20 protein-coding genes are annotated in these 22,876 nt (G+C 71.7%); 4 read left to right on the top strand and 16 right to left on the bottom strand.

Annotated features, from left to right (window positions below):
• Positions 1 to 98: 98 nt before the first annotated feature.
• Positions 99 to 2,873 carry an AbfB domain-containing protein gene (locus tag Cba03nite_RS39755; RefSeq protein ID WP_239125773.1) on the top strand — a complete coding sequence of 925 codons (2,775 nt, stop codon included), beginning with the start codon at positions 99 to 101 and terminating at the stop codon, positions 2,871 to 2,873.
• Between the two features lie 89 nt (positions 2,874 to 2,962).
• Complete coding sequence (locus Cba03nite_RS15985) at positions 2,963 to 3,250, top strand: hypothetical protein (protein ID WP_203746505.1); 288 nt, start codon at positions 2,963 to 2,965, stop codon at positions 3,248 to 3,250.
• 118 nt (positions 3,251 to 3,368) lie between these two features.
• Here the strand turns inward: Cba03nite_RS15985 and Cba03nite_RS15980 are convergent, their stop codons facing one another.
• From Cba03nite_RS15980 to Cba03nite_RS15925, 12 genes are all read right to left on the bottom strand, one after another.
• Entirely contained in the window at positions 3,369 to 4,559 is a 1,191-nt protein-coding gene (locus Cba03nite_RS15980) for a hypothetical protein (RefSeq protein WP_203746503.1), read from the bottom strand.
• 114 nt (positions 4,560 to 4,673) lie between these two features.
• Positions 4,674 to 5,423 carry an alpha/beta hydrolase gene (locus Cba03nite_RS15975; protein ID WP_203746501.1) on the bottom strand — a complete coding sequence of 250 codons (750 nt, stop codon included), beginning with the start codon at positions 5,421 to 5,423 and terminating at the stop codon, positions 4,674 to 4,676.
• A gap of 200 nt (positions 5,424 to 5,623) precedes the next feature.
• Positions 5,624 to 6,421, bottom strand: a complete 798-nt coding sequence (locus tag Cba03nite_RS15970) for a DUF7662 domain-containing protein (RefSeq protein WP_203746499.1) — start codon at positions 6,419 to 6,421, stop codon at positions 5,624 to 5,626.
• A 378-nt stretch (positions 6,422 to 6,799) separates the two neighbouring features.
• Complete coding sequence (locus Cba03nite_RS15965; protein WP_203746497.1) at positions 6,800 to 8,644, bottom strand: cellulose binding domain-containing protein; 1,845 nt, start codon at positions 8,642 to 8,644, stop codon at positions 6,800 to 6,802.
• Between the two features lie 104 nt (positions 8,645 to 8,748).
• Positions 8,749 to 9,135, bottom strand: coding sequence for a hypothetical protein (locus tag Cba03nite_RS15960; protein WP_203746496.1), 387 nt, complete (start codon positions 9,133 to 9,135; stop codon positions 8,749 to 8,751).
• A 387-nt stretch (positions 9,136 to 9,522) separates the two neighbouring features.
• Positions 9,523 to 10,812, bottom strand: coding sequence for an aldehyde dehydrogenase family protein (locus Cba03nite_RS15955; protein ID WP_203746495.1), 1,290 nt, complete (start codon positions 10,810 to 10,812; stop codon positions 9,523 to 9,525).
• 175 nt (positions 10,813 to 10,987) lie between these two features.
• Entirely contained in the window at positions 10,988 to 12,163 is a 1,176-nt protein-coding gene (locus Cba03nite_RS15950; RefSeq protein ID WP_203746494.1) for a hypothetical protein, read from the bottom strand.
• Complete coding sequence (locus Cba03nite_RS15945; RefSeq protein ID WP_203746493.1) at positions 12,157 to 13,455, bottom strand: glucarate dehydratase family protein; 1,299 nt, start codon at positions 13,453 to 13,455, stop codon at positions 12,157 to 12,159. The genes Cba03nite_RS15950 and Cba03nite_RS15945 overlap by 7 nt, the downstream gene beginning before the upstream one ends.
• A 64-nt stretch (positions 13,456 to 13,519) precedes the next feature.
• A complete protein-coding gene (locus tag Cba03nite_RS15940; RefSeq protein ID WP_203746492.1) occupies positions 13,520 to 14,443 on the bottom strand; it encodes a 5-dehydro-4-deoxyglucarate dehydratase in 924 nt (307 codons plus the stop codon).
• A 42-nt stretch (positions 14,444 to 14,485) separates the two neighbouring features.
• A complete protein-coding gene (locus tag Cba03nite_RS15935) occupies positions 14,486 to 15,334 on the bottom strand; it encodes a carbohydrate ABC transporter permease (RefSeq protein WP_203746491.1) in 849 nt (282 codons plus the stop codon).
• On the bottom strand, positions 15,334 to 16,314 hold the full coding sequence (locus Cba03nite_RS15930) for a carbohydrate ABC transporter permease (protein WP_203746489.1): 981 nt from the start codon (positions 16,312 to 16,314) through the stop codon (positions 15,334 to 15,336). The genes Cba03nite_RS15935 and Cba03nite_RS15930 overlap by 1 nt, the downstream gene beginning before the upstream one ends.
• Positions 16,315 to 16,342: 28 nt before the next feature.
• Positions 16,343 to 17,671 carry a sugar ABC transporter substrate-binding protein gene (locus Cba03nite_RS15925; RefSeq protein ID WP_203746487.1) on the bottom strand — a complete coding sequence of 443 codons (1,329 nt, stop codon included), beginning with the start codon at positions 17,669 to 17,671 and terminating at the stop codon, positions 16,343 to 16,345.
• Positions 17,672 to 17,797: 126 nt separating this feature from the next.
• On the opposite strand from Cba03nite_RS15925, the gene Cba03nite_RS15920 reads away from it, so the two are divergent.
• Positions 17,798 to 18,577: an IclR family transcriptional regulator gene (locus Cba03nite_RS15920; protein WP_239125772.1), complete on the top strand. Its 780-nt coding sequence runs from the start codon at positions 17,798 to 17,800 to the stop codon at positions 18,575 to 18,577.
• A gap of 59 nt (positions 18,578 to 18,636) precedes the next feature.
• Here Cba03nite_RS15920 and Cba03nite_RS15915 read toward each other — a convergent pair whose 3' ends face one another.
• The gene (locus tag Cba03nite_RS15915; RefSeq protein WP_203746483.1) at positions 18,637 to 19,455 is read right to left on the bottom strand and encodes an NAD-dependent epimerase/dehydratase family protein; all 819 of its coding nucleotides are present in this window, start codon (positions 19,453 to 19,455) and stop codon (positions 18,637 to 18,639) included.
• 97 nt (positions 19,456 to 19,552) lie between these two features.
• Between Cba03nite_RS15915 and Cba03nite_RS15910 the strand changes: the two genes are divergently transcribed.
• On the top strand, positions 19,553 to 20,203 hold the full coding sequence (locus Cba03nite_RS15910) for a ThuA domain-containing protein (RefSeq protein ID WP_203746481.1): 651 nt from the start codon (positions 19,553 to 19,555) through the stop codon (positions 20,201 to 20,203).
• Positions 20,204 to 20,416: 213 nt separating this feature from the next.
• Here Cba03nite_RS15910 and Cba03nite_RS15905 read toward each other — a convergent pair whose 3' ends face one another.
• The 3 genes from Cba03nite_RS15905 to Cba03nite_RS15895 are packed head-to-tail and all read right to left on the bottom strand — an operon-like array spanning position 20,417 to position 22,876.
• Positions 20,417 to 21,205, bottom strand: a complete 789-nt coding sequence (locus tag Cba03nite_RS15905) for a class I SAM-dependent methyltransferase (RefSeq protein WP_203746479.1) — start codon at positions 21,203 to 21,205, stop codon at positions 20,417 to 20,419.
• Positions 21,196 to 21,930, bottom strand: a complete 735-nt coding sequence (locus tag Cba03nite_RS15900) for an ABC transporter permease (protein WP_203746477.1) — start codon at positions 21,928 to 21,930, stop codon at positions 21,196 to 21,198. Before Cba03nite_RS15900 ends, Cba03nite_RS15905 begins: the two co-directional genes overlap by 10 nt.
• Positions 21,920 to 22,876, bottom strand: coding sequence for an ABC transporter ATP-binding protein (locus Cba03nite_RS15895; RefSeq protein ID WP_203746475.1), 957 nt, complete (start codon positions 22,874 to 22,876; stop codon positions 21,920 to 21,922). The genes Cba03nite_RS15900 and Cba03nite_RS15895 overlap by 11 nt, the downstream gene beginning before the upstream one ends.

Below are 22,876 nucleotides of genomic sequence, written 5' to 3'. Positions count from 1 at the left end.
GTGACGACAAGATGTCGTGTCTGCACCGTTACGAAACCTTTCTGACATCGGACATGCCGTCCCCCGGTCCGCCCGCCACCCCGTAGGGAGCGCGACGCATGCGACTGTCCACATTCCCCGGCCGTCCCCTGGCCGTCCTCGTCTCGGCACTCCTGGCGCTCGCCCCGGCGCTGGCCGTGGCGCAGCCCGCGCACGCCGGGCCGTACGTTCCGAAGACCCCGCCGCTGACCACGCCCTGGACGAGCCAGGTCTCGCTGACCAACCCGCTGCCGGAGTATCCGCGCCCGCAGCTCACCCGCCCCGACTGGCAGAGCCTCAACGGCCAGTGGCAGTTCGCCGGCGCGTCGTCGCTGGCCAGCCCGCCGTTCGGGCAGACGCTCGCGGAGACCGCGCTGGTCCCGTACCCGATCGAATCGGCCCTTTCCGGCATCATGCGGCACCAGAACTACATGTGGTACAAGCGTTCCTTCACCGTGCCCGCGGGCTGGACCGGCCGCCGCATCCTGCTCAACTTCGGCGCGGTCACCTACACCGCCCAGGTCTGGGTCAACGGCGTCAGCGTCGGCAGCCACAGCGGCGGCTTCGACGCGTTCACCTTCGACATCACCGGCGCCCTCAACGGCGGCACCAACGAGATCATCGTCGGGGTGCACTCCCCCGTCGACGCGGCCGGCATCCCGGTGGGCAAGCAGCGCCTGAACCCGAGCGGCATCTTCTACACCGCGGCCAGCGGCATCTGGCAGACGGTGTGGCTGGAGCCCGCGAACGCCGCCCGCATCACCCGCCTGGACACCGTCCCCGACCTGCCCGCGGGCGTGCTCGACCTGGTCGTGCAGACCACCGGCGGCGCCAGCGGGGTGCAGGCCCAGGTCCTGTCCGGCGGCACGGTGGTCAGCACCGTCACCGGCACACCCGGCGCCCACCTGCGCATCCCGATCCCGAGCGCGCGGCTGTGGACCCCCGACGACCCGTTCCTGTACGACCTGCGCGTCACGCTCACCGGCACCAACGGCGGCGACGCGGTCGGCGGCTACTTCGGCATGCGCTCCATCGGCAAGGCCATGGTCGACGGCGTGCTGCGGCCCGTGCTCAACGGGAAGTTCGTGTTCCAGCTGGGCACCCTCGACCAGGGCTACTGGCCCGACGGCATCTACACCGCACCCACCGACGCCGCGCTGCGCTTCGACCTGGAGCAGCAGAAGGCGCTCGGCTTCAACATGGTGCGCAAGCACATCAAGGTCGAACCGGCCCGCTGGTTCTACCACGCCGACCGCCTCGGGCTCATGGTCTGGCAGGACATGCCCGCCATGAAGACCGGCTTCACCCCCTCGGCGGCCGACCGCACCGTGTTCGAGTCCGAGCTGCGCCGGATGATCGACCAGCTCAAGGGCATCACCTCGATCGTGCTCTGGGTGCCGTTCAACGAGGGCTGGGGCGAGTACGACCCGGCCCGCATCGCCGACCTGGTCAAGAGCTGGGACCCGTCCCGCCTGGTCACCAACAACTCCGGCTCCAACTGCTGCGGCTTCGACGGCGGCAACGGCGACGTCATCGACGACCACATCTACGTCGGGCCCGGCACCACCGCCCTGCCCACCGCGACCCGCATCGCCGTGCTCGGCGAGTACGGCGGCATCGGGCTGCGCGTGACCGGCCACGAGTGGTCGCCCGGCAACGGGTTCGCGTACGAGATGACCCCGGACTCGGCGACCCTCACCCGGCGCTACGTCGAGGCCACCGGGCAGCTGCGCAACCTCATCGACGGCCGCGGCCTGTCCGCCAGCGTCTACACCGAACCCACCGACGTCGAGAACGAGGTCAACGGGTTCTTCACGTACGACCGGCAGATCCAGAAGATGGACTTCGCGCAGGCCCGCGCGGTGAACCTGTCCGTGCTCGCCGCCGCGCAGGGCAGCTATCTGCCCGTCGGGCAGCTCGCCTCGCTCCGGGTCACCACATCCGGGCACACCACGAAGTACCTGAGCCACAGCGGCTCGCCGAGCGTCACCCAGGTCGTCTCCGGCACGAGCACCGACGCGGTGAAGAAGGCGTCCACGTTCTGGGTGCGGCAGGGGCTGGCCTCGGCGTCCTGCCTGTCGTTCGAGTCCCGGGACGTGCCGGGGCAGTTCCTGCGCCACTCCGGCTACCGGGTGCAGCTCGCCCCGAACGACGGCACGTCGCTGTACGCCGCCGACGCCACGTTCTGCCAGCGGGCCGGGCTCGCCGCCGGTGGGGTTTCGCTGGAGTCGTACAACTTCCCCGGCCGCTACCTGCGGCACATCAACTCCGAGGTGTGGATCTCCAACAGCAGCGGGGCCAACGCGTGGGACAACCCGGCGTCGTTCGCGGCCGACGCGACCTGGCGGGGCAGCTCGCCGTGGTGGCGCAGCGGCGTCGACCTACCGCTCGACCAGGCGCGGTCGCTCCAGGTCGTCACGCCGGGGTACACCGACCGGTTCCTCGCGCACAGCGCCGGCCTCGGGGTGACCTCGGTGGTGAACGCGTCCAGCTCGGCCACGCTCAAGGCGGACGCCACGTTCGTGGTCCGGCGCGGGCTGGCCGATCCGACGTGCTACTCGTTCGAGTCGCGCAACTTCGCGGGGCACTACCTGCGGCACGCGAACTTCCGGGTGCGCAAGGACGCGCGCGACGGGTCGGCGCTCTTCGACGCCGACGCGACGTTCTGCCCGCAGGCCGGGCGGTACGGCACCGGGAACGTGAGCCTGGTCAGCTCGAACCTGCCCAGCCTCAGCGTGCGGCACTACGCCGCCGAGGTTTGGGTGGCCGGCAACGGCGGGCCGCACCCGTACGACAGCCCGGCCGGCTACGCCGCCGACACCACCTGGGCGCTGGTGAGCCCCTGGGCGCCGTAGCGCTGGGACGCGGCCGACCCCGCTGATCGAGGCTCCATCCGTGCTGCTAGAACGGCGTGGATGGAGCTTCGATCAGGTCGGGGGATGCCGTGACGATCAACCTGTGCGTGCTGCTGTGGGCACATCCCGGGGCCGAGGCGGCGCTGGCGGCGTACGAGGACAAGGTCCTGGCCCTTTTCGATGACCACGGCTGCACGCTGCTGCAGCGGGCCCGCACCGACGGCGCCGACGGCGCGCCGACCGAGATCCAGCTCATCTCGGTCCCCTCACAGGCCGCGCTGGACGCGTACATGACCGACCCCCGCCGCACCACCCTGGCCGCCGAACGCGACGCGGCGGTCGCCCGCACCGACATCCACCGCGTCACCCTCGTCTGACCACGCCACGGAACCGCTCCGCCGGGTCCGGCTGCAGTTTCGGGGAAACTGTGGCTTTCGCCGCTCGTATTCGCGCAGTTTCCCCGAAAGTGCGGGCCTTCAGGGCGGCGGGGGTGGGTTAGAAGGCACCCGCTTTGACGGAGATGGCGACGCGGCGGCCGGCGTACTCGGTGACGGTCCAGAGTTCGTCGACGCTCGGGCGGTAGGTGAGGTCCTCGCAGCCGATCGGCAGCGTGTCGTAGTGCATGACCACGCTGCCGCCCGGCGTCCACGTGGCCAGGTCGCCGTCGTTGGCGTCGCCGTCGCTGGTGGACAGGAAATACTTGCCGTTCAGGCTGAGCGCGCCCTGCATCGACGTCACGTCCACCCGGTACGCCCAGCTCGCGGTGGCGTCGGTGGTCGAGCCGGAGTCGTGGACCAGCTCGCGGTCGGTGTAGTCGACGCCCCAGCGGGCCAGCCGGGTGCCCGTGCCGGGGTTGCCGTACTCCCCGATCAGGAGGCTGTCCGGGCTGGTGCTGCGGTCCAGCGAGATGAACGAGAACACGAGCCCACCGGTGCCGACCTGGTCGTAGGCCAGCGACTGCGGCAGCACGTACTTGTACCCGAACGCCTGGTAGCTGCCGTCAGACTGGCGGCCGCACGTGGTGGAGCTGGTGGTGGACGTCTGCCACAGGTGGTTCAGGTCGAAGATCCGCAGGCCGCGGTTGGTGTCCACGACGTAGAGGTGGTGGCCGTACCAGGCGATGCCGCCCGCGTGCACGTTGATCGGGCGGAAGCTGTGCACCCCGCCCGAGGTGTACGGCTCGACTAGCAGCACGTGCCGGTAGCGCGGGGCGGCCGGGTCGGTGCGGTTGACGAAGCTGACCCGTACGCCCTTCTCCCCGTCGACGGCCGTGGAGTACCAGGAGACGAGCACCGCCTTGCGGTCCTCGTACACCCCGGAGTCGAGCGCGTCGGAGCTGGTGGTGATGCCCTGCGGCATCCATTCGGCGGTGCCGACGTCGCCGCTCTCGAAGCGGAACCCGGCGGCGAAGTTGGTGACCAGCGCGGCGCCCTCGCTCGCGGTCAGCCGGGTGGCGACGCGGTTGCCGTCGTCGAGGACCTGCTGCACGGTCACGTTGGGCAGGGCGGCGTCGAGCCCGGCGATCGCGGCGGCGTAGGAGCCGGCGCGGCGGCGCAGCTTGAACGCGGTGCGGTCGATCGCGGCGGGCGCGGCGCCGGCGGGTGCGCCGCCGAGCAGGGCCCCGGCGGCACCGGCGGCGGGCACGGCGATCAGTCCGGTCAGGAGTGATCTGCGAGGAATCAGCATCGCGCCACCGTAATGGCCCGAAATACACAACCCCTACAGTGAGGCAACAATAAAGGATCTTTTAAGCTTCGATTGAGCCGGGCCGCGTCCGGCCCCGGAGACGGCCCGGCCTGATCAGCCCAGCAGCTTCTCGACCTGCGCGACCATCCGCTGCACCGCCTCCCGGGACTCGTCGGTGTGGTCCAGCACGTCGAACGAGTGCTGGCCGTGCGGCACGTCGACGATCTCCACCGGCCAACCCGCGCCCTCAGCCGCCGCGAGGAATCCGGCCACCGTCTCGGCGATCTCCGGCTTCTCCAGCCCGACCCGGGTGAGCACGATCGGGACCTGCCGCGGCACCGCCTCGGCGACCGCCTCGACAGGCCGGAACCGCGGGTCCACCGGCCAGCCGGGCAGCGGCGCCAGCGCGGGATACGTCAGCGCCACCCCGCGCAGCCAGGCCTGCGGCTCGCGCAGCCAGTCCGCGCTGAGCAGGCCCCCACCGGAGAAGAACCAGACCACGATCCGGTCGGCGTCCACCCGCGGATCGGCCCGCACCGCATCGACGGCAGCGGTGACGTCTTCCGCCGCGGTGGGATAGTCCAGCACGACGCCGTCTGCGTTCTGCAACACGTAGAGGCGGTGGTCGACGACCGACGCGACGAGCCCCCGCGAGGCGAGCAGGGCACCGTATCCGCGATACACCGGCCAGTCGCGGGGCGTGGGGCGCAGGTCCGGCGGCAGCGGACCGCCGTGCAGGATCACCACCCCGGGGAAGGGCCCGTCGCCGTCCGGCACGTACAAGTCGATGGAACCCGTGCGCTCGGGTTCCAGCTCGGCCGGCGAGAGCACGAAAGGTCGCAGATGGCCCGGAATCTCGGTCATGACTGACCATTCTGACCTATCCGACACCCCTCCGCCGCCCCGCAAGGAAGGGCACCTTCTTAACGCTATGCGTATAGGAAGGTGCCCTTCTTAACGTCCTGAGCGAAGGGCGGCCGCACGACATGCCGTCGGGAGGTGCCGGTGTTGAAGACAGAACTCGGCTGCCCCAACGGAACCGGAGCGTGCGGCTCTGCCACCGGTCAGGCGACGGACACCGTACCGTCGGGCGCGACGAACAACACACCGACCTGCAATAGCGACAAACTGGCAGCGGTCCGCCGGTGCAGCGATCGATAGGTCGGCATGTCCGGCAGGGCGATGGCGATCTCGTACGCAGGATGCTCGTCCCGGGTCAGCACGGCTTTGAGCAGAGCACCGGAGTACCAGTGGCGTGCCTGGGTCGCCTGGCTCGTCGGCTTTGTCTCCCCCGCCCGGCGCGGATCGGTATAAGAACGGCTCGGGTACCCCTTGGCCTCGACCACGAGCGTGCGGCCCGCCTTCTCCGCGAGCACGTCGAACCCCTGCTCGCGGCTTTCCGTGTCCGTGACGCGCCGGATCAGCCAGCCGTCCCGCGCGAGATGGGTCACGACATGGGCCTGAACCGCCGCCTCGGTGTGGTCATGCCCATCGTGGTCCACCGGCGCCGACGGCCCATGCGGTGTAGTGCGGACGGATCGTTCCTCATGCCGCGAAACGTCGCCGACCTGGGCTTCGACCGGCCGAACCGTGACAGGGGAGCCGGTGTCGCGCCGCCGCACACGGCTGCGGACGAAGACCACGTTCTCCGCGGTCAGGTTGACCGAGTCGATGGACCATCCGGCAGCCAGCCAGGACTGCGCCTGCACGAGTGCGCTGTTGGCCCACCACGGCCGATACTCCCTCGCCGAGCGGGGCAATGAGCCGACCAGACCCTCGATCTCCGCGAAGCTCATGCGCACCTCGCGAGTGTCTTCCGGGCGTCCGGCGAGAAACCAGCGCAGCGGTTCGTACTTGCTCATCGGCAGTCCTCCTGGCGCGGACCGGCTGCGGTTCGCGGTGTCGCGTAGGAAGTCGCAGCGGAGTACCCCGTGACTGTAACGGCCCCTTCCCGGTCCCGCAGGATCGTGACGGCCCGCGTACGTGCAGCGTCGCATGCCCGATCGAGGAAGTCTCCGCACCGATCGTCTTCGACAGCACAACGGTCCACATTGTCAGAAGTCAGCAGATGACCGCATCGCGGATCTTCTGCGCCAAAGGTCAATGGGGCGACTTCGACCACAGGGAATCGGTGCTGCCCATCCTTGAGCTGTTGGAGCGGCTGGGCGCGAGGCTGGACGCATGAGGAGTTAAGAAGGGCACCTTCTTCTACACATAGCGTTAAGAAGGTGCCCTTCCTTCTATCGGGGGGTGATGTTGTAGGGGTTGGCGGTGCCGGCGGCGTTGAAGCCGAAGCTCTCCTCCTGGCCGGGGGCGATGTCGCCGTTGTAGGCGACGTTGACGAAGGTGTGGTGCTGGGCGGAGCTGGTGCGGGTGGAGCTCCAGGAGCTGCTGACGGTGGTGCTGGCGGGCAGGTCGAACTCGACGCGCCAGGCGGTCGTCGCGGTGGCGCAGTTGTTCTTGATGAAGACGTCCATGCCGTAACCGGTGCTCCAGCTCGACGTCTTGACCGTGCGGGCGGTCAGGCAGCTCGACGGAGCGCTGGGTGACGCGGACGGCGCGGCCGAGGGGGATGCCGACGGTGACGGAGACGCGCTGGGCGACGCCGGGGCGGAGGGCGAGGCGGGCGCGGACGGGCTGGGGGTGCCGGTCAGGGACTTGAGGAAGAGGGACTGGGCGGGGTCGGTGCGGGTGGCGTCGACGCCGTGGCCGCCGGTGTAGTCGAGCTGCTCCCGCGAGGCCCAGTCCGGGATCGGCGTGCCGCCGGAGTCGAGGTGCTTCCAGCCGGTGCCGTTCCAGCCGAACTGGTAGATGCGCTGGCGGTCGGCGTAGTACGGGGTGTAGGCGGCGCCCGCGGTGAGCTGCTTGGTCATGGTGTTGTTGAAGAAGACGTTGCGGGGGCCGGACGAGCCGGACCACTTGACCGCCTTCTTGCCCGCGCCCCACCAGATCGGGAACCAGGTCGAGGCGTCCGGGCCGCCGCCGCCCTCCTCGCCGCAGTTGGCGGTGCAGCTGCCCGAGCGGTGCTCGTACGGCACCGTCACCGTGTTCAGCTCGATGAGGTTGTTGCGCTCCCAGCCGCCGTGCAGGTTGACATCGGAGTCGAAGTCGTTGCCGATGACGACGTTGCCCGAGGCCGACCACTGGAACGTGAAGTGGCGCAGGTTACGGGAGACGTTGCCGGCGTATAGCGAATCCCAGACGCGCGAGCCGCGGAAGTAGCCGTTGCCGCCCTTGCCCTTGTTCCAGGAGCCGTCGAAGCTGTTGCCGACGATCTGCAGCCGGTACGCCTCCTCGGAGACGATCGGGTGGGAGCCGGTCATGGTGGCGCTGATGCCGCGCACCCAGGAGTTCGCGGCCCACTTGAACACGATGCCGTGCATCTCGTCGGCCGGGGACATGTTGCCGTAATTGTGCACCGCGTCGGCGGCGTTCAGGCCGGGCATGTCCTGGGTCATCGCGAAGTTCTCGAAGCCGACGCCGAGCACCGGGTCGACCAGCGGCGCGGCCTTGGAGTCGTACACGGCGCCGTTGATGGCGGCCGAGCCGTCCGAGGTCGAGGTGACCGGGACGTCGTACTCCAGCGGCTTGTCCACGGTGATGGTGCGGTTGGTGCTGTCCACGGCGGTGATCGTGAAGATCTGCTGGCGCATGTGGATGTTCTGCAGGGTGCCGTCGGCGGGCGTGACGTTCTGCTGGGCGTAGAAGTTGAGCGAGTTCGCGGCGCGGATGTTGACCAGGCCGCCGACCGTGAACGCGCTCAGCGAGCCGCTGGTGGCCAGGTGCACCACCGTGTCGCCCTGGCGGGCCGCGAAGCCGGTGTCGCCGGTCTTGCCGCGCAGCTTCAGCCCGGCCTTCCAGTGCACATTGACGGTGCCCTCGAACAGGTCCTTCCGGTTGGCCGGCGCGGCGGCGTACTCGCTCGCGTAGCTGGTGTACACGCCCCTGGACTGCACGCGGAACAGGCCCCGGCCGGGCCAGATCCAGCCGCCCGCGGCGGAGCCGTAGCCCGAGCCGTCCTCGTCCCAGTCCGACCCGTCGGCGGTGAGCGCGTCGTAGCGGGTGTTCGCGTCGGGACGGAACACGATCTTCGTGCCGCCGGTGCCGCTGCCCGCGCCTCGGATGATCAGGTAGTCGGCGTCGACGCCGAGCTGCCGGGAGACGTTGATCGTGCCCGCGGGCAGCGTGATCAGGGAGAGCTTCGTGTAGCTCGCGCTCGTGAGCAGCCGGTTCGGATCGCGTCGATCGCGGCCTGCAGCCCGGCCGAGTCGTCGGCGCCGTCGTTCGGGGTCACCGCGTACTGGCTCGCCAGCTCGGCGGCGGTGATCTGGCAGGCGGCGTCGGGGTTGGTCTCGGCCGCGCCGGGCAGGTTCGCGCCGCCGCGGTAGCCGGCCTTGGACCAGTCGTACAGGCCGGAGATCGGGGCACGCCGGTTGGCGGCGGACAGGTCGAGGGTGGTCAGCGCGGCGGCCGGGACCAGCGCGGGGCCGTGCGGGGCGACGGCCAGGACGGCTGCGGCCAGGCCCGCCACGGTGAGCACGGCCAGCAGGGGCACGGAAACGGATCGTCGGGACATCTCAGCTCCGATGGGGACGGTTGTCAGCTGTTGATCGGTCAGTTTGCTGACATCTATCCATCAGGTCAATAGCCTGCCACAAACTGGCATGCCGTCCAGATACATGGACGGCACCGATCTTCCCCGGAGCGGCGATCTTGCGCGAACCGTGAGGGCGACACGCCCAAATAGGACTAACTCACCGCGCCAACTGCAAGATCAACCCGATCTTGAGGGCAGCGCGCCGCGATGATCGCGGTCTCGTGTCGAAAGGTGCGGTAGGACCGCAGATCATGACACGAGACCGCGATCATCACGCGCGCCCACACCACGGCGCCGACACGGAGCCGACGGGGTCGGCGAGGTCGGCGGGTCGGCGGGTCGGCAGGTCGGCGGGTCGGCGGTGGTTCAGGGGAGGAGGTCGGCGGGTAGGCCCTGGAGTGCTACGGGACGGCGGAACCGCTCTATCGCCTCCGTGCCGACCGACGTGGACCACGACGCCGACGTGGCCGGCCAGGGGCCGCCGTGGTGCATGGCGTCGCAGACCGCGACGCCGGTGGGCACCCCGTTCCAGATGATCCGCCCGGCACTCGCCAGCAGCGTGGGCAGCAGTGCCCGTGCCGCGTCCCGGTCGCCGTCCCCGGCGTACACCGACGCGGTCAGCGAACCCTCCAGCCGTCCCAGCACCTCGCCGGGCTCGCCGACCGCGATCACCAGCGACGGCCCGAAGTGCTCCGCAAGCAGCTCACCGACCAGGTCGGCCGCGTCGACGACGACCGCGAACGGTGCGGGTTCCCCCGCCCCGGCCACCACGCGATGCGCCGCCGAGGCGGTGGCCTGCCAGCGCTGATGCGCCTCGGCCATGCCGGGTGTCAGCATCCGGTGCACCGGCAGCGCCGCCACGGCCGCGGCCAGCTCGTCCGCGAACCCGGCCGACGCCGTCAGCACCAGGCCCGGCTTGGTGCACAGCTGTCCCGCCGACCCGGTCACGGCCGCCGCGAGCGCGGACACCGTTGCCTGCCCGGCCGCGCCGGGCAGCACCAGCACGGGATTGAGCGAGCCCATCTCCGCGTACACCGGGATGGGGTCGGGACGGCTCGCCGCCGCGTCCATCAGCGCCCGGCCGCCCTGGAGCGACCCGGTGAATCCGACCGCCCGGATCCCCGGCGCGCGGACCAGCTCCAGCGACACCGCAGGCCCGCCCGCGACCAGCGAGAACGCTCCGTCGGGCAGGGCCCGGGACAGCAGCTCGCCCAGCAATTCCGCGGTACGCGGCTGCGCCGGGTGTGCCTTGACGACCACGGGGCAGCCGGCGGCCAGCGCCGAGGCGGTGTCCGTGCCGGTCACGCCGAAGGCCAGCGGGAAGTTCGACGCCGCGAACACGGCGACCGGCCCGACCGGCACCGGCACGGTCACCACGTCGGCTCCGCCCATGGCGGCACCGGCCGACACGCGCCGCCACGGCTTGGCGGCATGGTCGCCGTACTGCCGGAACTGGTCGGCGGTGCGGGCCAGCTCGCCGCGCAGCCGCGCCTCGGCCAGCCCGGTCTCGGCCATGGCCGTGGCCACGATCTCGTCCCCGGCCGGCACGAGCGCGTCGGCGCACGCGTGCAGCATCGTCCGGCGCAGCTCGCCGCTCGCCGCCGCCAGCTGCGGAGCCGCCTGCCCGGCCCGTTCGACGGCATTCGATACATTCATGCCCGCTCCTCATGGTGTTCGGTGGCGGACCTACAACTTCTGGGATGTGGGTACAACACAGAAGTTGTGGACCGCGGGAGTACTACTGGCGCCCGGCAACCCGTGTGTTGCGCCGGCATCACACGAGTTGCCCCTTCCCGAGGCAGCACACCGCCGCCGGAGGTCACCCGCCCGGTCAACCGCGGAACTCCTTGACCAGGGTGGCCAGCAGCGGCTGCCGGTCCGACCCGGCCAGGCCGAGGTGGTACAGGCTGAGCCGGGCGGCACCCGCCTCGCGCAGCCGGGCGACGTGCGCGGACAGATCGTCCGGACGCGCGGGCGGCAGCACGGTGACGTAGGCGTCCACGGTCGCCCGGCCCGCGAGCGCGGACACCAGATCGGCGGTGCCGGGGTCGGTCGGCCAGCACGGCACCAGCACCTTGTCCACCTCGGACGGCAGCCGCGGCGGGAGCCCCGGCGACGGCCCCGCCGCCCACGGGTCGGGATGGCCGTGCAGGGTGATCGAGGCCTGGGGAGCGTGCTCGCGCACCGCCGCCAGCACGTCGCGCTGCAACGCGGCGGCCGCCGCCTGGCGCACCGAGAGCAGCTCGGACGCCAGCTCCCCGGGAAGCCATGGGCCGCCACGCCCGGGTATGCCGACCCCGCCTGCAAGGTCATCGCCGCCAGGAGGCTCGGCCCCGGCGCGCACCGCGTCCCGCAGCGCGGTGAGGGCCTCGCCGGGGTCGAGCCCGGCCGCCGTCCAGGACGCGGTGCAGGCCTCGCAGCAGCAGATGCTCAGCAGCCGCTGCACCGGCGGCGAGAAGGCGCCGTCGGTCTTCTCGTGGCAGCCGAGGTGCGCCACGCCCATCTGCCCGGCCGATTCCAGCGACACCCCGCTCACCGGCAGGCCCCGCAGCGCCTCGGCGGCCAGGAGCGCGCAGTGCTCGCGCACCTCCGGCTGCGACGGGCACAGCGCGTAGGGATACCGCTCGCCGAAGCAGTTGCGCACGCTCAGGTCCGGGTGGGCCAGGCCCAGCCGGGTGTTGTGGGCCAGCACGACCCAGGCGTTCACCGGGATCCCCGCCGCGCGCAGCAGCTCGGCGGCCTCCCCCGCCGCGTCCTCGGCCGTCCAATCCGGACCCTGCGGCACCAGCCGCCGCCCGGCCCAGGCCGCCTCGCGTACGGGCCGGTAGAGCGCGGCGTACCGGGCGTCGACCAGGCGGCGCGCCGGGTGCAGCGGGGTCGCCGCCCGCGTGCTGTGGTACGACACCGCCAGGGTCACCGCGTCCGCGCCGGTGCGCTCGAACCGCTCCACGAAGCCCGGCCCGTCGCCGAGCACGTCCCACGGGAACGCGTGCACGCTGATCACCATCGCGGCCTCCGCCTCGTGTAGCCGGGCTCGAAGATCCGGCGGTACGACGTGTCGTCGCGTTCGCGGATCGCGCAGCGCAGGTAGTTCTCGTGCAGCCGGGCGAGCGCGTCGCGGTCCAGGGCCACGCCGAGGCCGGGCGCGTCGGGCACGGTCACCGCGCCGCCGGTGATCGGCAGCGGCCTGTCCAGCACGTCCACCCCGCACTGCCACGGCGTGTGGGTGTCGGCGGCGTAGGTCAGCTCGGGCAGCGCCGCGCCGAGCTGCGTCATCGCGGCGAGGCTGATGCCCAGGTGGCTGTTGGAGTGCATGGACACCCCGACGCCCCAGGTGCGGCACATCGCGGCCAGCTCGGCGCTGCGCCGCAGGCCGCCCCAGTAGTGGTGGTCGGACAGCACGACGCCGACCGCCTCCTGGGTGAAGCCGGGCGGGATGTCGGCCGGGCTGACCACGCACATGTTGGTGGCCAGCGGCATCGGCGCCGCCTCGGCGACCTCGGCCATGCCGGCGATGCCCGGTGTGGGGTCCTCCAGGTACTCCAGCAGCCCTTCGGTCTCCTCCGCGACGCGGATGGACGTCGCGACGCTCCAGGCGGCGTTCGGGTCCAGGCGCAGCGGCAGCTCGGGGAACGCCTCGCGCAGCGCGCGGATCGCGGCGATCTCCTCGCCGGGCGGGAACACGCCGCCCTTGAGCTTGATCGAGCCGAAGCCGTACTGCGCGATCATCAGCCGGGCCTGCTCGACGATCCCGGCCGGGTCCAGCGCCTCGGGATACGGGTCGCCGGCCGGTGGCAGGCCGCCGACCAGCGACGCGGGGCCGTCCGCGGGCGGGTGCGCGGCCCACTTGTAGAACAGGTACGCCGAGAACGGCACCCGGTCGCGCACCCTGCCGCCGAGCAGGTCCGCCACCGGCCGCCCGATCAGGTGTCCCTGCAGGTCGAGGCAGGCCACCTCGAACGGGCTGAACACCCGCAGCGCCGTCTTCTGCGGGCTCGACCCGCCTGTCAGCCCGTGCCGGTCCGGCGCGTCCACGCCGCCCAGCGCCCGGCCCACCCGCCGCCACAACCCGTTGGTGTCGAACGGGTCCAGCCCGACCAGCGTCGGCCCCACGCCGCGCAGCAGCTCCAGGTGCGGCGCGTCGCCGTAGGTCTCCCCCAGCCCGATCAGCCCGTCCCCGCACCGCAGCTCGACGATCGCGCGCAGCGCCCACGGCTGGTGTACCCCCGCCGAGTTCAGCAGCGGCGGATCCGGAAACGCCACCGGCGTGACGACCACCTCTCGGATGCGCGCGGTCATGGCCGGACCGGCCGTCCGCCTGCGGCACGACACCGTGAGCTCGTGCCGCGCCGAAGGCGCCCGCTCATCGCGTCACCTCCGCCAGGGCGGCCCGGCCGCGCGCGATGATCGCCTTCAGCTCGGCGAGGTGCTCGGGCGAGACGTCGACCAGCGGCGGGCGTACGTGGCCGACCTCCAGCCCGTCCAGCCGCGCCCCGGCCTTGACCAGCGCGACGGCGTACCCCGGCACCCTGTCCCGGAGCGCGACCAGCGGCAGGTAGAACTCGCTCAGCAGGCGGGCCACCACGTCCTTCTGGCCGGTCCGGACCGCCTTGTAGAACGTGGTCGCGATGTCGGGCGCGAAGCAGAGCACCGCCGAGGAGTAGCTGTCCACGCCGATGGCCTCGTACGCCTGCACGGACAGCTCCGCGGTGGGCAGCCCGTTGAGGAAGCCGAACTCGGCCGCGCGCGGGTGCCCCGACTGGCGCACGGCGGTGACCAGGCGCAGCATGCCGTCCACGTCCCCGCGCCCGTCCTTGATCCCGACGACGGCGGGGATGTCCAGCAGCGCCACCGCCGCGGCCGGGTCGAGCACCGCGTTGGCCCGCTGGTAGACGGTGATCGGCAGCGGCGAGGCCGCGGCGACGTAGCGCACGTGCTCGACCAGCCCGGCCGGGGTCGAGGAGACCAGGTACGGCGGGAGCAGCAGCAGCCCGTTCGCGCCGCACTCGGCCGCGATCTGCGCGAACTCCCGGGCCTGCTGCGGGCCGCCGCCGCACCCGGCGAAGATCGGCAGCCGGCCGTCGGACACCCGCACCGCGGTGGCGACGACGTCGCGGTACTCGTCGGCCGACAGCGCGGTGAACTCGCCGGTGCCGCAGGCGACGAACAGCGCGCTGGGCGCGGCCGCGATCTGGCGCTCGACGTGCTCGGCGAAGACCGCGAGGTCTACCTTGTCGTCGCTGGTGAACGGGGTGAGCGGGAACGAGAGCAGCCCCTGCAGGCGCATGGTGGTTCTCCTTAGTGGCGGTGCGGAGGTACGGGTGGCGTGTCAGCCCTTGACGGCGCCGGAGGTCAGGCCGCGCATGAACTGGCGCTGCATGGCGATGAAGGCGAGCACGCTGGGCAGCAGGGCGAGCAGCGCGGCGGCCAGCAGCACGCCGACCCCGACCTCCTCGTCCGAGCGCAGCGTGCGCAGCGCCAGCGGCAGGGTGAACTGCTGCGCGTCGGTGGCGACGAGCAGCGGCAGCAGGTACTGGTCCCAGATCATCGTGAAGCCGAAGATGCCGATCACGCCGAGCGCCGGGCGGCACAGCGGCAGCACCACGGACCAGAAGACGCGCAGGTCACCGGCGCCGTCGAGGCGGGCGGCCTCCTCCAGCTCGACCGGGATCTCCTTCATGAACTCGGTCATCACCAGGATGGAGAACGCCCAGGCGCCCACCGGGATGATCATGCCGAGCAGGGTGCCGGTGAGGTCCACCTCGGACAGCACCAGCGACAGCGGGATGGCGAGCACCTCCTCGGGCAGCATCATCGTGCTGAGCACCAGCAGGAAGACCAGCTTCATCAGCGGGAAGCGCTTGCGCGCCAGCGAGTACGCCGCCGAGATGCTGACCGCGATCTGCAGCAGCAGCCCGCCGCCGACCACGAGGAACGAGTTCGCCAGGTAGCCGAGCACGCCCCGGTCGACAGCCCGGGTGAAGTTCTCCAGGGTGAACCCGCCCGCCGAGAACAGCGAGGTCGGGTCGGGCACCTTGGTGAACGCGCCGACCATCAGCGCCAGCAGCGGCCCGGCGAAGACCACGATCAGCAGGCCGTACACGACGAGCTTGACCAGCACGGCCAGCGGACCGCGGCGGGCGGTGAGGCCGAGCGCGCTGTCGAAGCCGTTGCCCATCACGCCACCTTCCTCTCGGCGCGGGCGCGCGCCAGGCGTACCAGCAGGGTGAGCAGCACGGTCGCGCCGAGCAGCAGTATCGAGCCGGCGGCGGCGATGCCCAGCTCGCCGCGTTCCAGGCCGAGCTTGTAGATCAGCGTCATCATCACCTCGGTCGAGCCGTTGGGCCCGCCGTTGGTGAGCAGGAAGATCTCGGTGAACACGCGCAGGCCGCGGATCGCGGCGAGGGTGAACAGGATGGCGAACACCGGCCGCAGCGCCGGGACGGTGACGTGCCAGAGGCGCCGCCACACGCTCGCGCCGTCGACGGCGGCCGCCTCGTAGAGGTTGCGGTCCACCCCGGCCAGGCCCGCCAGGAAGATCATCATGTCGTACGGCGCACCGCGCCAGATCCCGACCGCCATCACCGACCACAGCGACGTGTCCTCGCTGTTCAGGAACTGCGACGGCCCGAAGCCGAGCCAGCCCAGCACGGAGTTCACCGCGCCGTCGGGCGCCGGGTAGTACATGATCCGCCACACCTCGGCCACCACCGCCATCGCGACGACGGTCGGCAGGAACACCGCCGTGCGTACCACCCAGAGGTGTTTCGCCGAGCCTTCGAGCAGCAGGGCGAGCGCCATGCCGAGCAGGATCGAGCCGCCGGTCTGGCCCACGGCCAGCACCACCGTGTGCCCGATCGCGGCGAGGAAGTCCTCGTCGACGAACACCTGCGCGTAGTTGTCCAGCCCCACCCACCGGTCACCCAGGTAGGGGCGTACCTCGTGCAGGCTCATCTGCACGGCCTGCGCCATCGGCCAGAACTTGAACAGCGCGAAGATGGCCAGCGCGGGGGCGAGGAACAGCCACGGGCTCAGCGCGCCCGAGAGGTCGAAGCGCCTGCGGCGGCGCGGTGCGGGGGCCGGCGGGAGGGCGGGCTGCCCAGCCCGCCGGCCGGGGCGCACGGCGGTGGCCGTCGCCCCGGAACCGGTGGCCTGCATCAGTGACTCCTGACCTCGGCCGGGCGCGTCACGCGCCCTGCTTCTGCAGCTCGGCGGTGAACTTCTCGGCCAGCTTGGCCAGCTCCGCCTTCGGGTCGGACGAGCAGTTCGCGACGATCGCGTTCAGCGACTCGGCCGACGCGGTGCGGAACGGGGTCCACTCCGGCACGACCGGCGCGTAACGCCCGGCCTCCTTGTAGACCTTGTCGAAGACGAGCCAGCGGGCGTCGGTGCGCACCTTGGCCAGGTCGACGTTCTTGTTGACGGGCAGGCGGACCACGTTGCCGTCGGTGTCGCCCGCCATGCCGACGGTCTGGCCGTCGACCGAGATCAGGAACTCGGCGAAGCGCTCCTGCCCGGCCGGATTCGCCGAACCCGCCATCAGGTACACGTTCTCGCCCTCGGCCAGCGACGCCGACTTCCCGCCGGGACCCGCCGGCAGCGCGACGACCTCGTACTTGTCCTTGCCGAGGTTCTTGTCGAAGCGCGCCATGTTGTACGGGCCGGTGAAGTAGATGCCGCCCTTGCCGCTCTCGAACAGCGGGTGCGCCTGGGTGGTCTCCGAGGTGACCGCGCCCGGCACCACGCTCTTGGCGGTGCAGAACTGGTCCTTGAGCCACTGCGCGGCGGCCACCGCCTGGTCGGAGCCGATCGCCGGGCTGAGGCTGCCCGCGCCGCCGGAGAAGTAGTCGGCGCCGGACGCCCACAGGAAGCTGGAGAAGTACCAGTCCAGGTAGCCGCGCTTGGTGGAGCCGGGGATGACGTAGCCGTAGGTGTCGGCCTTGCCGTTGCCGTCGGGGTCCTTGGTGGTGAACGCGGTCGCCAGCGCGTCCAGCTCGGCCCAGCTGGCCGGCTGCCCGAGCCCGACCTTCTCGCGCCAGTCCTTGCGGATGAACAGCGCGAACGACTGTGCCGAGAACGGCACCGCGTAGACCTTGCCGTCGGCGCCCTTGGCCGCGTCCCACGACGCCGGGGTGAGCTGGTCGCCGCCGTCGATGTCGCCCTGCTTCACATCGCGGACCAGGCCCTGCTTGACCAGGGTGCCGAGCTGGGCGGTGTCGTTGACGACGATGTCGGGCAGCTTCTTCTGCGCCGCGGCCTGCTGCAGCTTCGTCTCGAAGTCCTCGAACAGGGCCGTGACCTTGGCCGGGATGCCGGTGGCCGCGGTGAACTTCGCGGCCAGGGCCTGGTGGGTCTTCTCCGTCGGAGAGCCCGGGGGTTTGCGGACCCAGATCTCCAGCGGCGCCTTGCTGTCGGCGGCCGGCTGGGGGTCCTCACCACAGCCGGCCACGGTCGCCAGAGCGAGGGTGGCCGCCAGCGCCGCCACGAGCCTGGTCGTCTTGGTACGACTGAGCATCGGACGCTGCCTCCTGTCTACATATGTGGACGGGTTCCTGTCATGTGCAAGTGGTGCACCGACAAGTTAGCGTCCGGTACTATGACCGTCAACACTCCCGAAACAATTCGCGTGGACGGTGGATCCATGACCTCAAGCCAGTCCGAAAGCTCGCTGGTCAAGTCGGCCGAGCGCACCGTGCGCATCCTGGAGACGCTGGCCGCCTCCCCGAAGCGGCTGAGCATCTCCGAGCTGCAGGAGATCATGGGGTATCCCCGCAGCAGCCTGCACGCCCTGGTCAGGACCCTGCGTGAGCTGAAGTGGGTGGAGGCCGACGACAGCGGCGCCACCTTCGGCGTCGGCCCGCACGCCCTGCTGTCGGGCACGGCGTACCTCGACCGCGACCCGGCGCTGCCGTACGTCTACGAGGCCCTCGAAGACCTGCGCGCCGAGATCGGCTACACCGTGCACTACGCGCGCCGCGACGACGGCCACGTCCTCTACCTGGGCAGCCGCGAGTCGCGCGACGCCGTACGGGTCGTCTCCCGGGTCGGCCGCCGGCTGCCCGCGCACATCACCGCGCTGGGCCAGGCGCTGCTCGCCGAGCTGACCACGGTCGAGGTGGACAAGGTGCTGCCCGACGAGCTGGCCGCGCTCACCGAGCACTCCATCACCGACCGCGCCGCGCTGCACGAGGAGCTGACCCGGGTCCGCGACCGCGGCTGGGCCTTCGAGCACGAGCAGGGCACCAAGGGCGTGGCCTGCGTCGCCGCCGCGGTCCACTACCGCATCCCCGCCACCGACGCGATCAGCTGCTCCATGCCCGCCGACCTGGCCACCGACGCCGAGGTCGCCCGTGTCGCCGCCGCCGTCGTCCGCGCCGCGGCCACCCTCGCCGCCACCCTCCGCCGCCACGGCATCAGATAAGGAAGGGCACCTTCTTAACGCTATGCGTAGAAGAAGGTGCCCTTCTTAACGTCTCCCGGTCAGTAGGCGACGCCGAGCGGGATGTCGCACCACTGGCCGCCGACGCGGGTGAGCAGCGGGTCCTTGTCCCAGTCGGGCTCGCCGTGCTGGGCGATCAGCTCGTCGGCGAACACCTCCGCGTCGTCGGCGGGGTGGTAGCCGAGCGCCTCCCCCTCGGCCAGCGACCACCAGCGCCGCGTGTTCCGGCTGATCCCCCACACGATCCGGAAGCCGGGCGCGGGCGCGGTCAGGCACGCCTCCACCAGGCGTACGCCGTCGTCCGGCGAGAGCCACATCGCGAGTCCGCGCAGGCCCGGCGGCTTCGGGAACCACAGCCCGATCCGCAGGCAGATCACGTCCATGCCGAACCGGTCCGCGTAGAGCTGCCCGCAGGACTCCATCGCGACCTTGCTCCACCCGTAGAGGGTGTCCGGCCGCCCGGGCAGGCCGGGCGGGAGCAGCTCGTCGCCACGGCGGGTCTGGAACCCGGCGGCGTGGTTGGAGGAGGCCAGCACCAGCCGGTTCACCCCGGCCGCGCGGGCGGCTTCGAACAGCTGGTACGTGCCGAACATGTTCGACTCCAGGACGTCGCGCACGTCGGACTCTCGGCTCTGGCCGCCCAAGTGCACGATCGCGTCGACGTCGCGCAGCGCCTCGGCCAGCACGGCGGGATCGGTCAGCGATCCGATCACGACCTCCTCGGCGGCGCCGTCGCCACCGGGCAGGGGTGCGGGCTCACGGATGTCCAGCAGGCGCAGCACCCGGTCCGGCCGCCGCATCCCGGTGCGCAGCAGCGTCGCGACCTTGCCGGCGCCACCGGTGATCAAGATTCGTCCCATGGCCAGCAGCATAGCCAGCCTGCCACCCGCTCGCCAAGATGAGACTTGCTGTCCAGATATGTAGACACGTGCCGTGAGAGTGGTTAGCGTGTGGGCCATGCGTAGCGCGCTGATCGTCCGCGGTGGAGCGGAGTTCCACGATCCCGTCGGGACCACGGACAGCTTCCTGCCATACCTCAAGGACCAGGGATTCTCGGTCGAGATCGCCGAGGACCTCGCGGTGTACGACGACCGCGAGCTGCTCGCCCGCACCGACCTGGTGGTCAGCTGCTGGACCCGGGGGCAGCTGTCGGCCGAGCGGGCGGCCAACCTGGACGATGCGGTACGCGCGGGCACCGGCCTGGCGGGCTGGCACGGCGGCATCGTGGCGGCGTTCGCCGAGCGGCGCTACCAGTGGCTGACCGGCGGCTGGTTCACCTGCCACCCCGGGAACTTCGTGCCGCACACGATGACCGTCCGCCCGGAGCGCGCCGACCATCCGATCGTGACCGGGATCAGCACCGTCGACCTGTGCACCGAGCGCTACTGGATGCTGGCCGACCCGCTCAACGACGTGCTGGCGACCATCACCTTCCCCGTCGAGCCGGACGGGCCCTGGCAGGAGCCGGTCACGCATCCCGCCGTCTGGACCCGCCAGTGGGGCGCGGGCCGGATCTTCGTCTCCACCGTCGGCCACCACCTCCCGGACCTCGACATCCCCGAGATCCGGCAGCTCACGGAACGCGGCCTGACCTGGGCCGCACGCTGACCTGCCACGACGCCACGGACCAACAGCCCACGGCGGACGGCCTTCGCCGAGCCGCTGGTGCATGGGCGCGGGCCCGCCCCGCCCCGCCGGGCGAAGTGTAGATCTTGTGCGTTTGATGTCGTCTGGACAGCACAAAGTGCACAAGATTCACCCCGACGAGGCTCGCGATCGCCTGATCGGAGCCCGGCGATCTGCAGACTCGCGATTGCCGGATCAGGGCTCGGCTTTCTCCAGGCTGAGGACACCGTCGACCACCGTCCGGCTCGCGGCAGCCGGGCCAGGGCCGTAGCGCGGCCGGGCGACCGGCAGGGCGCGATACGCGGCGACCCGCCAACCGGGCCGCTCCAGCGGGTCGAGCGAGTCGAGGCCGTGCAGGGCCAGCCCGCCGGGGACCCGCTGTGCGACAGCCGCCATCTGCCGGGCCGAGTCCGCGCCGACGATGTCGGCCAGCCAGCCGACCACGCCGGAAACACCCGCGAGCACTCCCGCCAGCGTGCGGACCTGTTCGGAGGCGAGGTAGACGAGCAGCCCTTCGGTCACGACCACGACCGCACCGCCATCGCCGGCCGAGGCGAGCAGCGCCGTCAGCGCGGTCGGGTCGCGCACGTCCAGCCCGACCCGGCGCACCGGGCAGCGTGGGGTCTGCCCGCGCAGAACCTGCTCCTTCAGTGCGAGCAGCGCCGGATCGTCGGCTTCGACCACCTCACGGCAGGGCAGCTCCAGCCGGTACGGGCGGGTGCAGTAGCCGGCACCGAGGTTGACCACTGCCGCGCCGGGACGCCGGGCCAGCGTCTCCACCAGCATCGTGTCGATGAGGACGGTGCGCCCGACGACCTCCTCCCGCCCCGCGTCGGCGAGGGAGGCGACCGGTGCGGCAACACCGTCGGGGGTGAACAGGGCGGCGAGCGGATCGACCAGGCGGGGCCGGGCCGACCGGGTCTCGGCCGCCCGGCAGGCCGCCGCGGCATAGGCGGTGGCCTGCACGGAGAGGCTCACTCCCACCGGAACAGCCAGGCCGCTCCCGCCGCGCAGACCGCGACGGTCCCGCCCAGCACGGCCAGCGCGACCCCGATCGAGTCGCCCGTGTCCAGCCACGCCCACTGCAGCGCGTCGATGGCGTACGTCAGCGGCAGCGCCTCGCTGATCCGCCGCATGCCGTCCGGCATCAGCTCCAGCGGCACCGTCGCCCCGGTCAGGAAGATCATCGGGAAGTACACCAGGTTCGCGATGGCCAGCGCGGCCTGCTCGGTGCGCGCGACCGACGCGATGAGCAGCCCCAGCCCGAACATGGCCGCCCCGGACAGCAGCGCGATCCCGGCGAACGCCCACGGGTGCTTCGGCGCGTGCAGCCCGAACGCGACGAACCCGGTGGCCAGCAGCAGCCCGACGCCCAGCACCACGATCACGATGTTGACCACGAGCTGCGCGCTGAGGAACGCGGCGGGCCGGGCCGGGGTGGCCCGCAGCCGGCGCAGGAAGCCGCGCGCCCGGTGCTCGACCATGCCCAGCGGGAAGCTCATCAGCCCCGCGACGGCCAGCACCAGCCCGATGTAGGCGGGCACCGACACGTCCACCGTGCCCAGCCCGCCCCACAGGTCGTCGGGCTCGTTGCCGTAGATGCCGCCGAAGATGACCAGCACCAGCACCGGGAACGCGAGCCCGAAGAACATCGGCGGGAAGTTGCGCAGCATGCGCTTGGACTCGAAGGCCAGCACGCTAGGAAACATGCGCGTTCTCCGCTTCGTCGGCGGCCGGGGCGGCAGCCTGGCCGGTGAGGTTGAGGTAGACGTCCTCCAGCGACGGCGGCAGCTCCCGGGGGGTGCAGTCCGCGGCCGACAGCGCCTTGTCGACGTCACCCCGGCGATCCGGGCGTACGTCGACCAGCAGCCGCCCCCCGGCCGGGCGGACCTCGACCCCGTCACCGAGCCCGGTCAGCGCGGCGCGCAGCTCGCGGTCGCCGCCCCGGCCGTCCAGCACCAGCCGCGCGGTCTGCCCGGCGTGGTCGCGGATCAGCTCCGCGGGCGTGCCGGAGGCGGCGATGCGCCCGGCGACGAGCACGTTCACCCGGTCGCAGAGGTACTCGACCTCCTCCATGTGGTGGGAGGTGAGCACCACGGTCAGGCCGTCGTCGTTGCGGCGGCGCAGCTCGTCCCAGACCAGCCGCCGGGCCGCCGGGTCGAGCCCGTTGGTCAGCTCGTCGAGGAACACCACCTGCGGGTCGTTCAGCAGGGCCAGCACCAGGGACAGCCGCTGCTGCTGCCCGCCGGACAGCTTCACGGCCTGCTTGCGGCGCTCGCCCGCCAGGCCGAACCGTTCCAGCAGCACGCCGTGGTCGGCCGGGTCGGGGTAGAACGACGCGAAGACCCGGCACATCTCCTCGACGGTGGCGCGCGGCGGGTAGGACAGCTGCTGCAGCTGTACGCCCGCGATGCGGGTCATCCGGGTGCGGTCGGCGGCGGGGTCGAAGCCGCCGACGCGGATGACGCCCGCGGCCGGGGTCCGGATGCCCTCGATGCACTCCAGCAGCGAGGTCTTGCCCGCGCCGTTCGGGCCGATGAGCCCGACGACCTGGCCGCGGGCGGCGCACAGGCCGGCGCCGTCGACCGCGGTCAGGTCACCGTAGCGGACGGTGACGCCGCGGGCGTCGACGAACGGTTGCTCCTCCTGGGACAC

It is taken from the genome of Catellatospora bangladeshensis (assembly GCF_016862575.1).
In the GTDB taxonomy this organism is placed as follows: Bacteria; Actinomycetota; Actinomycetes; order Mycobacteriales; family Micromonosporaceae; genus Catellatospora; species Catellatospora bangladeshensis.
This window is presented reverse-complemented; position numbering and strand designations above follow the sequence as displayed.